14 protein-coding genes are annotated in these 13,239 nt (G+C 70.2%); 10 read left to right on the top strand and 4 right to left on the bottom strand.

The features are described from left to right. Positions 1 to 71: 71 nt before the first annotated feature. The 3 genes from ACIRD7_RS34100 to ACIRD7_RS34090 are packed head-to-tail and all read left to right on the top strand — an operon-like array spanning position 72 to position 3,327. Positions 72 to 1,469: a DUF6421 family protein gene (locus ACIRD7_RS34100; protein WP_403459634.1), complete on the top strand. Its 1,398-nt coding sequence runs from the start codon at positions 72 to 74 to the stop codon at positions 1,467 to 1,469. Positions 1,470 to 1,510: 41 nt separating this feature from the next. Next, complete coding sequence (locus ACIRD7_RS34095) at positions 1,511 to 2,260, top strand: SDR family NAD(P)-dependent oxidoreductase (protein WP_403459719.1); 750 nt, start codon at positions 1,511 to 1,513, stop codon at positions 2,258 to 2,260. After that, positions 2,257 to 3,327: a threonine aldolase family protein gene (locus ACIRD7_RS34090; protein ID WP_403459632.1), complete on the top strand. Its 1,071-nt coding sequence runs from the start codon at positions 2,257 to 2,259 to the stop codon at positions 3,325 to 3,327. The genes ACIRD7_RS34095 and ACIRD7_RS34090 overlap by 4 nt, the downstream gene beginning before the upstream one ends. Before the next feature lie 13 nt (positions 3,328 to 3,340). Here ACIRD7_RS34090 and ACIRD7_RS34085 read toward each other — a convergent pair whose 3' ends face one another. Beyond that, positions 3,341 to 4,693: a hypothetical protein gene (locus tag ACIRD7_RS34085; RefSeq protein ID WP_403459630.1), complete on the bottom strand. Its 1,353-nt coding sequence runs from the start codon at positions 4,691 to 4,693 to the stop codon at positions 3,341 to 3,343. 187 nt (positions 4,694 to 4,880) lie between these two features. Between ACIRD7_RS34085 and ACIRD7_RS34080 the strand changes: the two genes are divergently transcribed. After that, positions 4,881 to 5,453 carry a transglutaminase family protein gene (locus tag ACIRD7_RS34080; protein ID WP_403459629.1) on the top strand — a complete coding sequence of 191 codons (573 nt, stop codon included), beginning with the start codon at positions 4,881 to 4,883 and terminating at the stop codon, positions 5,451 to 5,453. Positions 5,454 to 5,461: 8 nt separating this feature from the next. After that, positions 5,462 to 6,157: a B3/4 domain-containing protein gene (locus ACIRD7_RS34075; RefSeq protein ID WP_403459626.1), complete on the top strand. Its 696-nt coding sequence runs from the start codon at positions 5,462 to 5,464 to the stop codon at positions 6,155 to 6,157. A gap of 12 nt (positions 6,158 to 6,169) precedes the next feature. Here the strand turns inward: ACIRD7_RS34075 and ACIRD7_RS34070 are convergent, their stop codons facing one another. Continuing rightward, complete coding sequence (locus ACIRD7_RS34070) at positions 6,170 to 6,898, bottom strand: lysophospholipid acyltransferase family protein (protein WP_403459625.1); 729 nt, start codon at positions 6,896 to 6,898, stop codon at positions 6,170 to 6,172. Between the two features lie 185 nt (positions 6,899 to 7,083). Beyond that, complete coding sequence (locus ACIRD7_RS34065; RefSeq protein ID WP_403459623.1) at positions 7,084 to 7,500, bottom strand: DUF4395 domain-containing protein; 417 nt, start codon at positions 7,498 to 7,500, stop codon at positions 7,084 to 7,086. 76 nt (positions 7,501 to 7,576) lie between these two features. Here ACIRD7_RS34065 and ACIRD7_RS34060 point away from each other — a divergent pair, with 76 nt between their 5' ends. From ACIRD7_RS34060 to ACIRD7_RS34045, 4 genes are all read left to right on the top strand, one after another. Beyond that, positions 7,577 to 7,990: a TlpA family protein disulfide reductase gene (locus ACIRD7_RS34060; RefSeq protein WP_403459621.1), complete on the top strand. Its 414-nt coding sequence runs from the start codon at positions 7,577 to 7,579 to the stop codon at positions 7,988 to 7,990. 208 nt (positions 7,991 to 8,198) lie between these two features. Next, the gene (locus tag ACIRD7_RS34055) at positions 8,199 to 8,708 is read left to right on the top strand and encodes a flavin reductase family protein (RefSeq protein WP_403459620.1); all 510 of its coding nucleotides are present in this window, start codon (positions 8,199 to 8,201) and stop codon (positions 8,706 to 8,708) included. A gap of 242 nt (positions 8,709 to 8,950) precedes the next feature. Then, a complete protein-coding gene (locus ACIRD7_RS34050) occupies positions 8,951 to 9,739 on the top strand; it encodes an electron transfer flavoprotein subunit beta/FixA family protein (protein WP_403459618.1) in 789 nt (262 codons plus the stop codon). 51 nt (positions 9,740 to 9,790) lie between these two features. Further along, positions 9,791 to 10,765: an electron transfer flavoprotein subunit alpha/FixB family protein gene (locus tag ACIRD7_RS34045; RefSeq protein ID WP_403459617.1), complete on the top strand. Its 975-nt coding sequence runs from the start codon at positions 9,791 to 9,793 to the stop codon at positions 10,763 to 10,765. A 58-nt stretch (positions 10,766 to 10,823) separates the two neighbouring features. Here ACIRD7_RS34045 and ACIRD7_RS34040 read toward each other — a convergent pair whose 3' ends face one another. Continuing rightward, entirely contained in the window at positions 10,824 to 11,729 is a 906-nt protein-coding gene (locus ACIRD7_RS34040) for an endonuclease/exonuclease/phosphatase family protein (protein ID WP_403459616.1), read from the bottom strand. Positions 11,730 to 11,934: 205 nt separating this feature from the next. Here ACIRD7_RS34040 and ACIRD7_RS34035 point away from each other — a divergent pair, with 205 nt between their 5' ends. Next, positions 11,935 to 13,239 carry a DUF6986 family protein gene (locus tag ACIRD7_RS34035; protein ID WP_403459615.1) on the top strand — a complete coding sequence of 435 codons (1,305 nt, stop codon included), beginning with the start codon at positions 11,935 to 11,937 and terminating at the stop codon, positions 13,237 to 13,239.

The raw sequence follows: 13,239 nt of genomic DNA, 5'->3' as shown, positions 1-13,239 counted from the left end.
CTCCTCTTGCTGGGAGAAACCTCGTATGCATACGGTGTCCTTACGCGAGGTTCTCCCGTGGAGGATGGGACATGACGGAAATTCTTGTGCAGGCGGCGACGGAGGAGCGGGTTCCTCCCGTGACCAGGGTGGTTGAGCACCCGGCATGGCCGGTGCTCAAGGATGCCGTGGAGCAGATCCGGCCATGGCAGTCCAAGGACGGATCGATCGACTTCGAGGCCGAGGGCGCGCCCACCCGGGCGGACGCCGAGGCCGCCGTCGGGCGTGTCGTCGAGGCCGTGGGTGAGCTCTCCCCGCTGCTGCCGCACGACGCCGCCTACCACGAGGCCCTGGTGAAGGACCTGACCCGCTGGGCCGAGGGCGGCTTCGAGGTGCCCGACTTCCTCGACTCGCTGCTGGCCTTCCAGCCCGCCGCGAGCCGCGCGGACGGCCTCCAGCACCTGGTCGTCTTCGCGATGTACACGCAGAACGGCAACCCCGACCGCAACCTCGAGGCGGTCGTCCTGCGCATGGTCTGGCCGGACTGGCTGGCCGAGCTGGAGCGCACCCGCTACGACAACCCGCTGTTCTGCGGCATCAAGTTCGAGGACTTCACGGCCGGGTACGACACCAACTCCGCCGTCCTCTTCCCCGAGACGATCGCCGTGCGCCAGGCGCCCGAGCGCTTCAGCTGGGGCGGCATCTTCTGCGACCGCGAGGCCGCCCGCTTCCGCCGCGTCACCGACGCCGCCGTCGACATCCTCGGCCTCGACCTGCCCGAGGACATCGCCGCGATGGTCCACGACCAGAAGCGCACGGAGGAGGCCTTCGTGCTGTGGGACATGGTCCACGACCGCACCCACAGCCACGGCGACCTGCCGTTCGACCCGTTCATGATCAAGCAGCGCCAGCCGTTCTGGATGTACGGCCTGGAGGAGCTGCGCTGTGACCTCACCGCCTTCAAGGAGGCCGTGAAGCTGCAGGCCGACGGCGTCCCGCAGGCCCGTGACGTGCAGTACGCCGTGCTGTTCGACCGCATGTTCCGCTTCCCGGTCACCGGCGAGCGCGTGCGCAACTACGACGGTCTGGGCGGCCAGCTGCTCTTCGCCTACCTGCACAAGCACGGGGTCGTCCGCTGGACCGACAACAAGCTGCACATCGACTGGGACCGCGCCCCGCAGGTCACCAACGAGCTGTGCGCCGAGATCGAGAAGCTCTACCGCGACGGCATCGACCGCCCGAAGCTCGTGCACTGGTTCGCCGGCTACGAGCTCGTCTCCACCTACCTCGCCCCGCACCCGGGCTCCAAGTGGGCCAAGGGTCCCGACGCCCTCGACCTGAGCCAGCCGCCGCGCAAACTCGTCGATGACGTGCTTCCGGACGAGTTTCCGCTGAGCATGTTCTATGAGGCCCTGTCCAAGAAGCTGAAGAACGTGATCGCCTCCACCAAGGGCATCACCGCGGACAGCGCCGAGCGAGTCGCCGCGTGAGCGACGGCACCACCAAGAACACTGCTCAGGAGGCGAAGAAGATGGCGGGGAACGGAGCTCTCAGCGGTGCGGTGATCGCGGTGGCCGGCGCGGGCGGACCCGCGGGCCGGGCGGCGCTGCGGCGACTGGCCGAGGCGGGCGCGACCGTCGTCGGCGCAGACAACGACCCCGAGCGGCTGGCCGAGGCCGTCGACGCCGCGCGCTACGCCTCCGGCGGCGCGGCCGTCACCGGCGAGACGGTCGACCTGCTCGACCTGGAGTCCACCCGTGACTGGGCGCTTCGCACCGAGAAGGAGTTCGGCCGCGTCGACGGCCTGATCCACCTGGTCGGCGGCTGGCGCGGCAGCGAGACCTTCATCAAGACCAGCCTCGACGACTGGGACTTCCTGGAGCTGCTGCTCATCCGCACCGTGCAGCACACCTCGCTCGCCTTCTTCGAGCCGCTCCAGCGCAGCGACCGCGGGCGCTATCTGCTGATCAGCGCCGCCGGCGCCTCGAAGCCGACCGCCGGCAACGCCTCGTACGCCGCCGCCAAGGCCGCCGCCGAGGCGTGGACGCTCGCGCTCGCCGACGCCTTCCGCAAGGCCGGGGGCGGCGAGGAGCTGACGTCCGCGGCTGCGATCCTGGTGGTGAAGGCGCTGGTGCACGACGCGATGCGCGCCGACCGCCCCAACGCGAAGTTCGCGGGCTTCACGGACGTCAAGGACCTGGCCGAGGCCGTCGTGGGCGTCTGGGACAAGCCCGCCGCCGAAGTGAACGGAAACCGCCTGTGGCTGACCGAGAAGCCGTGAACCCTCCGAAGACCGACGCCCGGCGCCACCACGACCCGGACGTCCGCGGCTTCGCCAGTGACAACTACGCCGGCGCCCACCCGGAGGTGCTCGCCGCCCTGGCCCTGGCCAACGGCGGGCACCAGGTGGCGTACGGCGAGGACGACTACACCGAGAACCTCCAGCGGATCGTGCGCAGCCACTTCGGCGCGACCGCCGAGGCCTTCCCGGTGTTCAACGGCACCGGCGCCAACGTCGTCGCGCTCCAGGCGGTCACCGACCGCTGGGGCGCGGTGATCTGCGCCGAGAGCGCGCACATCCACGTCGACGAGGGCGGCGCCCCGGAGCGGATGGGCGGCCTGAAGCTGCTCACCGTCCCCACGCCCGACGGCAAGCTCACCCCCGAGCTGATCGACAAGCAGGCGTACGGCTGGGACGACGAGCACCGGGCGATGCCCCAGGTCGTCTCGATCACCCAGAGCACCGAGCTCGGCACCCTCTACACCCCGGACGAGATCCGCGCGATCTGCGACCACGCCCACGCGCACGGCATGAAGGTGCACCTGGACGGCTCCCGGATAGCCAACGCCGCCGCCTCGCTGAACGTGCCCATGCGGACGTTCACCAACGCGGTCGGCGTCGACATCCTCTCCCTCGGCGGCACCAAGAACGGCGCCCTGTTCGGCGAGGCGGTCGTCGTCCTCAACCAGGACGCCGTCAGCCACATGAAGCATCTGCGCAAGCTGTCCATGCAGCTCGCCTCCAAGATGCGCTTCGTTTCCGTGCAGCTGGAGTCCCTGCTCGCCAAGGACCTGTGGCTGCGCAACGCCCGGCACGCCAACGAGATGGCCCAGCGCCTCGCCGAGGGTGTGCGGGCCGTGCACGGAGTGGAGATCCTCTACCCCGTGCAGGCCAACGGCGTCTTCGCCAAGCTCCCGCACGACGTGAGCGAGCGCCTCCAGAAGCGGTTCCGCTTCTACTTCTGGGACGAGGCGGCCGGCGTCGTGCGCTGGATGTGCGCGTTCGACACGACCGAGGACGACGTGGACGCGTTCGTGGCGGCGCTCAAGGAGGAGATGGCGCGCTAGCGGGCGGCGCCCGTCAGTTGACGACGATCTGCGCCCTGTTGTTGCGCAGGTTCGGGTCGAACTTGCTGACGGGCAGCTCCGCTTCGTCGTCGAGGATCTCGACGGTGGTGCGTGCCCCGCGCACCACCTCGTCGATCCTTAGCCGCACCTCCATCGTGTGGGACGCCCTGTCGTGCAGGTAGATCGGCGTCCAGCAGAAGTACGTCGTGACCGATGGCCCCTCCTCGGACGGCGGCAGCGTCCAGCAGTCCTCCGGCGTACCGACGACCGTCGTGCCCTCGGGCGCCTGGAACCGCACCGTCGCCACGGGCGCCCCCGCCCCCAGCGAAGCCACCCACGCCGGACCCCGGTTGTAGACGGTGATCCGGGCGGTCACGGTGTCCCCGGCGCCCCCGCGCGCCCTGCTGCCGGTGAGCTTCAGATCGGCGGTGTTCCTGGCCTCGAGGATGACGACCCGGCCGTTGTCCGACAGATCGAGGTCCTCCTCCCCGGCGGCGGTCCGTCGCGCCGGCGTGAGCCGCAGGTCCAGCTCGGGGCCCGTTCCCCGGGTCCAGGTCCTGTCGCCGTGCGCCTCTTCCAAGGCCTCGTCCGAGTACGGCTGTACGGAGTGGTCGAACCGCTCGTACAGCGCCTTGCGCCCCACCCGCAGACCGGTCGTCAGCTCGTACAGCTCACCCGGAGCCACGGCCTCGTCCAGCACGCACACCGCGGACGTCCCCGTGGCGTGCTGCGCGTACTCGCAGTTGGAGTGCCGCTCCCGGAAGTCGGTCCCGTAGGACGCGTTGAGCCACAGCAGGGTGCGCTCCACCGTGCGGTTGCCGTTGTTGCCGACCGTCGCGCTCACCCGGGTGTTCGTGCCCGGCCTGAGATCGCGCTGGTCCTCGGCCTGGCTGAGTCCGAGGTCGGGGCCGTTGCCCAGGGTGATCACGGTCTCGGCGGGGAACGCCGACAGCTCGCCCGCGGTCGCGGTGAAGCGCAGGGACCCGGAGGCGCCGAGGTCGGCGTCCGGCAGCGCGCTCAGGCCGAGTTGGGCGGCGGCCACGCTGTTCGTGCCCGCCGGTGTCTCCGGGAAGTCGCACACCGCCTTGACGGCCGATTCGGGCACGCAGTTCGCGGGCCACGACACACGCGCGAAGGCGGCGATCTCGCTCGCGTCCACGGTCAGTTGGCCGGCCGCCACCCCGGTCTCCGTGTTGTCGTGGGTGACCCGCACCGCGAGGGTGCGCTCCGGCGTGCCGCCCGCGGCCAGCACTGCCTGTGACGGCACGTCGAGCCACAGCTGGTCGGACGCGGCGTGCACGGGCCCGGTGCCCACCGCGGCCAGGGCGGAGCCGGCGAGCGCGGCTGTGAGCAGGCGAGACTTCATGGATTCCCCCTAGTCGATGACCTGTCCGGTGGCGAGACCCGCGACGCGGGGGAGGGGTTGTGGCCGAGCGCTGGGTTGCGGCAATGACCGGCCATTCCTGCGCGCCGCCTCGACTCGGCCGTATATATATGCGGAAGCCCGCAAATCAATTGACCATCTCCTTGTCTGCCGCCTAGTCTCTGGCGTTATGCAGATGATCCAGGAAACGGCAGATCTCTCTGCCTACTTGGCCGCCGACGACGTGATCGACCATCATCATCCCCTCGTGCGCGAGACGGCGGCCAGGCTTGCGGTAGGGGTGGCCGACTCGTATGAATATGCGCGGATGGCCTTCGAGTTCGTGCGGGACACCATCCCGCACTCGCAGGACTCCGGTGATCCCCGGGTCACCTGGCGCGCCTCGGACGTCCTGGAACAGGGCACGGGCATCTGCTACGCCAAGTCCCACGCTTTGGCCGCGCTGCTGCGGGCCGAGGACATCCCGACCGCGCTGTGTTACCAGAAGTTCGACGTGGTGCACGGACTGGTCGCCGTGCGCTTCAACGGGGCCTGGCACCGGCAGGATCCGCGGGCCAACAAACCCGGCGTGGACGCCCAGTTCTCGCTCGACGGCGAGCGGTTGGCCTTCATGCCCGACCCGGAGTCCAATGAGCTGGACCATCCGGTCCTGTATGCTGTACCGCACCCGTCCGTGTTGAGCGCGCTCAGGTCCGCCCGAGACCGGCCGCACCTGTGGAAGACGCTCCCCACCGCTCTCTGAGGCAGGCCATGACCCTCTCCCTGACCGTGTCCGACGCGGTGCGCGCCCTCGCGCCCGGATTCACCCACGTCGCCGTCGAGGCGCATGGACTGGTCAACGGCCCCAGCACGGACGCCAGTGCCGCGCTCCTCGACGACGCGACCCGCCGGCTCGCCGAACGCCTGGCCGGGCGCGCTCCTCACGAGGACCCGCACATGGCGGCCTGGCGGGAGGCGTACACGGCGTTCGGGTCCAAGCCCTCGCGCACCCGCAACTCCGCGGAGGCGCTGGCCAAAAGGGCGCTGTCGGACGCGGGAATGCCCCGGATCAACGTGCTGGTGGACGTCTACAACGCGATCAGCGTCGCCCATCTGATCCCCGTCGGCGGTGAGGACCTCGACCGCATCGAGGGCGGCATGAGCCTGGTGCGTGCCACCGGTGAGGAGGACTTCGTGACCGTCGCCGGCGGCGAGGAGGTCGTCGAACACCCCGACGCGGGCGAGGTCGTGTGGCGCGACGAGGCAGGAGTGACCTGCCGTCGCTGGAACTGGCGCCAGGGTCCGCGCACCCGGCTCACCGAGGAGACCGTGTCCGGAATCTTCCTGCTGGAGAGCATGGCGCCGATGCCCGTCGCCGACGTCGAGGGCGCGGCGAGTGAACTCGCGGACCTGCTCGAGAAGTTCAGCCCGGGAGCGCGGGTCGAGGTCCGTCCCCCGGCCTGCTGAAACGCCGGGGCCTCAGCGCGCCTCGGCCTCGCGGACCTGCTCCGGAGTGGGCGCCGTACCGCCGAGGTGGGCCGGCATCCACCAGGTGTCGCCCGAGTCCTTCGGGCGCACGGGGTAGGCGCGCTGGGCCGCCTCCAGCAGTTCCTGGATGCTCTCGCGCAGCTGGCGGGTGATGGCGCCCGCGTACTTGTCCCTGGACGCCTCGATCGCCTCGCCGACCCGGATCGTGATCGGGGTGTGGCTGCGCTTGAAGTTGCGCGGGTGGCCCTTGGTCCACAGTCGCTGGGTGCCCCAGACGGCCATCGGGATCAGCGGGACGCCCGCCTCCTGGGCCAGCCGGGCGGCACCCGACTTGAAGCTCTTGAGCGTGAACGACTGCGAGATCGTGGCCTCCGGGAAGACACCGACGATCTCGCCGGAGCGCAGCGAGTCCAGCGCGTGGGCGTAGGCCGCCTCACCCTGCTTGCGGTCCACCGGGATGTGCTTCATGCCGCGCATCAGCGGGCCGGAGATCCGGTGCCGGAACACGGACTCCTTCGCCATGAAGCGCACGAGCCGCTTCTGCGGGAGCGCCGCCAGGCCGTTGAAGACGAAGTCCAGGTAGCTGATGTGGTTGCTCACCAGCACGGCGCCGCCCGAGCGTGGAATGTTCTCCGACCCCTTGCAGTCGATCTTGAGGTCCCACACCTTGAACAGTGTCTGGGCGAAACCGACGACGGGACGGTAGACAAGCTCTGCCATGGGACGCGGTGGACCCTTCCTTCTCTGCCTGGGAAGGAGCTCCCAGTGAAAAGTTACGCAGCCGTAGGTTTACGGCTTGCGCAGATCGTGCCCCAAGAACGTCCGACGGCCAAGCCCAAGTGCCGCGGAACGGCGAGATCCTCGTCACGTCACCCCGTGATCCACCTCGGATTTTGGCTCCGCCTTTACCCGGCGCGCACCGTCAGTCGCCGCAGCAACAGGAACATCTCGCACCCCAGGCAGTAGCCGAAGACGGCGTTGAGGAAAGCCGCGGCGAGCGCGGCCCCGGTGGCGGCGAGACCCAGCCAGTCCGGCCCGAGCGTGTACCCGACCAGACCCAGCCCCGCGAAGACCAGCCCGACCGCCTGTGCGAACCGCGGCGGCTCCGGCGCCTCGAACCCGGTCGGCGGCCCCAGCCGGGGACGCACGGCCCTGCGGAAGAGCCAGCCGTACGGCGAACGGCCGACCCCGCCCGCCGCGCCCAGCGCGAACGCCAGCGTCTGCCACGCGAGCAGCCAGGGGCTGCCGGTGACCAGGACGACCGCCAGCACCACGGTCGTCACGGCCGCCCCGAAGCGCGGCCCCCTCACGTCAATGTCCATGAATCAAGCATTCCGCAACGGAAAGACTCAGGGGAGCTGGGAATCTTTGCAGTCTCGTGAACGCTTGAGCAGGGTGATGACCGGACTTGTGGTGTGCGTGGCGGTGCTCGCGGCGGCGAGCGCGTATGGAGTGCTGCAGCGGCGGCGGAGCGGGAGAGTCAGGGTGCGCGGGCGGGACGACGGAAAGCGGCTCCAGGCCGCCGAGTTGGGCGCGGACCTGGGTGAGCGCGCCACGCTCGTGCAGTTCTCCAGCGCGTTCTGCGCGCCCTGCCGGGCCACCCGGCGGGTGCTCGGCGAGGTCGCCGGCATGGTGCCCGGTGTGACCCACGTCGAACTCGACGCCGAGGACAATCTGGACCTCGTCCGCCGGCTCGGCATCCTCAAGACGCCGACCGTGCTCGTGCTGGACGCCGACGGCAACGTCGTACGGCGGGCCACCGGTCAGCCGCGCAAGGCGGACGTGATCGCCGCCCTGGGCGAAGCGGTCTGAGGGGGTGTGACACGAGGGTGAGTCATCTCCCACATCCCGGGACCTACTTGACTGTGCGTACCACCTATCGTCAGTCTGACCGTATGTGTGAGGAACTCCTTCTCTTCGGACGGGCCCACGTCGATCTGGCCCGCACCGCGAGCGCGTGCTGTCCGGGCTGTTGAGCAGCCACGGATCTCCACGCCTCCCCTCGCAGAAGGACAACTCCATGACGGCCACGTCAGGCCTCGGCACCGCCCGGCAAGCCTCGCCCGATCTGCTCCGCTCCGTGTTCCGGCGTCATGCCGCCGGCGTGGCCGTGATCACCGCCCGCGGTGAGACGGGCCCGGTCGGCTTCACCGCCACTTCGCTCACCTCCGTCTCCGCCGAGCCCCCGATGCTGTCCTTCGGCATCGGCACGGGCGCCTCATGCTGGCCAGCGGTGGCCACGGCGGACCATGTCGGCGTCCACATACTCGGCGAGCACCAGCAGGACCTGGCCGGCACCTTCGCCCGCAGCGGCGCTGACCGCTTCGGTCCGCCCACGGCCTGGCGCGAGGGTCCCGAGGGCGTCCCCGTCCTGGAGGACGTCCTGGCCTGGATGGTGTGCCGGGTCGCGGCGCGGGTGCCGGCCGGCGATCACCGCATCGTGCTGGCCGAGGTCGTGCTCGGCGACCCCACCGGACCGGGGCGCCCGCTGCTGTACCACCAGGGCCGCTTCAACGGGCTGCGTGACTGACCTCACCCCGCCTGTGTGACCGACCCCGCCGTCCCTGGTTCTGCGAAGCCGTCGATTTCCGATTACGCTGCGTTGCAAAGGTCACAGTTCAAAGCGCTTGCTTAGCGGGAACGAACTGGGTGTACTGACGAGTAATATTTCGCTCGGAGCGCGGGTCGCCCCGATCGGGATCGGCCGCTTGGGGCGCCTATGCTGCCTGCAAGTAGGCAGCAGAGAAATGTCGACGCAGTAGGAGAGCCGGCGTGAGCTTGAGGATCGTTGTCACTGTGAAGTACGTGCCCGACGCCACTGGCGACCGGCACTTCGCCGATGACCTGACCGTCGACCGGGACGACGTGGACGGTCTGCTCTCCGAGCTCGACGAGTACGCGGTCGAGCAGGCGCTGCAGATCTCCGAGAACTCCGACGACGACGTCGAGATCACCGTCCTGACCGTGGGTCCGGAGGACGCCAAGGACGCGCTGCGCAAGGCGCTGTCCATGGGCGCCGACAAGGCGATCCACGTCGAGGACGACGACCTGCACGGCACCGACGCCCTCGGCACCTCGCTGGTGCTGGCCAAGGCGATCGAGAAGGCCGGCTACGACCTGGTGATCTCCGGCATGGCCTCCACCGACGGCACCATGGGTGTCGTACCGGCGCTGCTGGCCGAGCGTCTGGGCGTCCCGCAGGTCACGCTGCTGTCCGAGGTCTCCGTCGAGGACGGCACGGTCAAGGGCCGCCGGGACGGCGACGCCGCCTCCGAGCAGCTCGAGGCGTCCCTGCCGGCCGTCGTGTCGGTCACCGACCAGTCGGGCGAGGCGCGTTACCCCTCCTTCAAGGGCATCATGGCCGCCAAGAAGAAGCCGGTGGAGTCCTGGGACCTGTCCGACCTGGAGCTCGACGCCGAGCAGGTCGGTCTTGAGGGTGCCTACACCGTCGTGGACTCCGCGACCGAGCGTCCGGCCCGTACCGCCGGCACGATCGTCAAGGACGAGGGCGAGGGCGGCAAGCAGCTCGCTGAGTTCCTCGCGAGCCAGAAGTTCATCTGAGCTCGACTTCGCTGACCGCCCCTCAACTGATCCAAGCAGGAGAGCAATCCCATGGCTGAAGTTCTCGTCTACGTCGACCACGTGGACGGCGCCGTCCGCAAGCCCACCCTGGAGCTGCTGACCCTGGCCCGCCGCGTCGGCGAGCCGGTCGCCGTCGCGCTGGGCAACGGCGCCGGTGACACCGCCGCCACGCTCGCCGAGCACGGCGCGGTCAAGGTCCTCACCCACGAGGCCGCCGAGTACGCCGACTACCTGGTCGTCCCGAAGGTCGACGCCCTCCAGGCCGCCGTCGAGTCTGTGTCCGCCGCGGGCTCCCTCGCCGCCGTGCTGGTCCCGTCCTCCGCGGAGGGCAAGGAGATCGCCGCCCGTCTGGCGCTGCGCATCGGCTCCGGCATCATCACCGACGCCGTCGACCTCGAGGCCGGCGACGAGGGCCCGGTGGCCACCCAGTCGGTGTTCGCCGCCTCCTTCACCACCAAGTCCCGTGTCTCCAAGGGCACCCCGGTCATCACGGTCAAGCCGAACTCGGCCGCCGTGGAGGCCGCCCCGGCCGCGGGTGCGGTCGAGGCCCTGTCCGTCACCTTCTCCGCCCAGGCCACCGGCACCAAGGTCACCGGCCGCACGCCGCGTGAGTCGACCGGCCGCCCTGAGCTGACCGAGGCCGCGATCGTCGTCTCCGGCGGCCGTGGCGTCAACGGCGCGGAGAACTTCGCGATCATCGAGGCCCTCGCCGACTCCCTCGGCGCGGCCGTCGGTGCCTCGCGTGCCGCGGTGGACGCCGGCTGGTACCCGCACACCAACCAGGTCGGCCAGACCGGCAAGTCGGTCTCGCCGCAGCTGTACATCGCCTCCGGCATCTCCGGCGCGATCCAGCACCGCGCCGGTATGCAGACCTCGAAGACGATCGTGGCGATCAACAAGGACGCCGAGGCCCCGATCTTCGAGCTGGTCGACTACGGCGTCGTCGGCGACCTGTTCGACGTCGTCCCGACCCTGACCGAGGAGATCAAGGCCCGCAAGGGCTGATCCCCGAAGGGCACCTCGAGGCCCCCGTGACCGTGCCGACGGTCGCGGGGGCCTCGTGTCATCCCAGGGTCAGGAACGCCTGCACCGGGAGATGGTCGCTCGGGAACTGGCCGTCGTCCGCGTAGGTGTTGATCACCGCCCGGTGCGCCGTGACACCGGGCGTGCCCAGGATCCAGTCGATACGGTCGCCGTCCGGCGTCAGCGGCTTGTAGCCGTGGAAGGTCGCGTACAGCGCGCTGCGCTCGGCGGCGGTGTCCCAGGTGTCGACGAGACCGGCGCCGAGCAGGGTGTCGTACACCGTGTTCCGGTGGGCGGCGACGTTGAAGTCCCCGGTCACCACGACCGGCAGCGCGCGGTCGAAGCCGGTGATCCGCTCCGCGATGAGCCCGGCGCTGCGCTCGCGCGCGTACTGGCTCACATGGTCGAAGTGGGTGTTGAGGACGTAGAACTCGCGTCCGTCGGTCAGGTCGCGGAAGCGGACCCAGGTGACCATGCGGGCGAACGCGGCCCCCCAGGTGTTGGAGCCGATCACGTCCGGGGTGTCGCTGAGCCAGAAGTGGTCGTACTCGGTCGGACGCAGCCGGTGGGAGTCGTAGTAGACGGCCATGGACTCGTCGCGGCTGCCGTGCAGGCGGCCGGTGCCCACCCAGTCGTAGCGCGCGCCGAGATCGGCGTCGATGTCCAGCAGCTGGGAGAAGATCCCCTCCTGGGTGCCGACGACATGCGGTGCCTCGCGGCGCAGCAGGTCGCGCATCACCGGTCTGCGCACGGTCCAGCTGTTGGGCTCCGCGGTGCTCGCGAACCGCAGGTTGAAGGACATGACGTGGAGGTGGCGGCGGGAGGGGCGCTCGCCCGCCGAGGCGGACGACGTGGGCAGTGCTGTACTGGAGAGGGGCGCGGTGACCGCCGCGGCCAACGCGGCCTTCAGCCCCAGGCGGCGCGTGACTCGGCTGTGGTTCGGCACTTCGGGCTCCTTCGGTCGGAACTGCCGGACGAGTCGTGCGTGGCGTGCGTATGGAAGTGTGATACCGCGCCCTGAGTTGGGCGTGAACATGGCGAGATGGGGGAGTGACTCCCCGTGGACATGGTGTTGACCAGGCGGAAGGTACCCGGATAACTTCGTTCTACGGATTGTTGATTCCGTATCGCGGAAATCAGGAGGATGTGGGATGGGTCAGGGCCAGCAGGAGAAGGTGGCGACGAGCCTCGCGGGCGCCGTCAGCGAGGAGATCAGCGCCTCCCTCGCGCCGGTCGACGCCGAGCTGGAGCGCCGCTACCCCGGAGACCCCGGCACCCGGCAGCCCGTCCACACGGTCTACGTCCCCGGCGACGCCTTCGCCGCCGACACCCTGCGCACGTGGGGCGACCAGGCCCTCGCACTCCTCGACGAACACGCCCCGGACGCGGCCTCCTTCGCCGCCGTGCTCGGCCTGACCGACGACCTCGCCGAGCCGGTGTACGCGCGCGTGCGCGCCAAGCTGGAGCGCGAGCCCATCGAGGACCTGCGCGTCGACTTCGAGGACGGCTACGGCCCCCGCCCCGACGCCGAGGAGGACGAGACGGCGGCCCGCGCGGCGCGCCTGATCGCCGACGCGTACGAGAACGGCACCGCGGCCCCGTACATGGGCATCCGCATGAAGTGCATGGAGGCACCCGTACGCGACCGGGGCATCCGCACCCTCGACATCTTCCTCACCGGACTGATGGAGGCCGGCGGCCTGCCCGAGGGGCTGGTCCTCACCCTGCCCAAGGTGACCTACCCCGAACAGGTCACCGCCATGGTGCGGCTGCTGGAGGAGTTCGAGAAGGCGCGCGGCCTCGAGCCCGGCCGGATCGGCTTCGAGATCCAGATCGAGACCAGCCAGTCCATCCTCGCCACCGACGGCACCGCCGCCGTCGCCCGGATGATCCAGGCCGCCGAGGGCCGCGCCACCGGCCTGCACTACGGCACCTTCGACTACAGCGCCTGCCTCGGCGTCTCCGCCGCCTACCAGGCCAGCGACCACCCGGCCGCCGACCACGCCAAGGCGATCATGCAGGTCGCGGCGGCGGGCACCGGCGTCCGCGTCTCGGACGGCTCCACGAACGTCCTGCCGGTCGGTACGACCGAGAAGGTCCACGACGCCTGGCGGCTGCACTACGGTCTCACCCGCCGCGCCCTGGCCCGCGCCTACTACCAGGGCTGGGACATGCACCCCGGCCACATCCCGACCCGGTACGCGGCCGTCTTCGCCTTCTACCGCGAGGGCTTCGAACAGGCGGCGGGCCGCCTCGCCCGGTATGCGGGCCGGGTCGGCGGCGACGTCATGGACGAGCCCGCGACCGCAAAGGCCCTCAGTGGATATCTGCTGCGCGGCCTGGACTGCGGTGCCCTCGACATCGCGGAGGTCGCCCGGCTGACCGGTCTGACTCGTGCCGATCTGGAGGGATTCGCGGCACCCCGACGCGGTGACCTCACGGTCTCCGCGAAGTAG

Source organism: Streptomyces sp. NPDC093568 (assembly GCF_044764945.1).
Classification (GTDB): Bacteria; Actinomycetota; Actinomycetes; order Streptomycetales; family Streptomycetaceae; genus Streptomyces.
The sequence above is the reverse complement of the archived record's forward strand: the minus strand, read 5'-3'. Positions and strand labels throughout refer to the sequence as shown.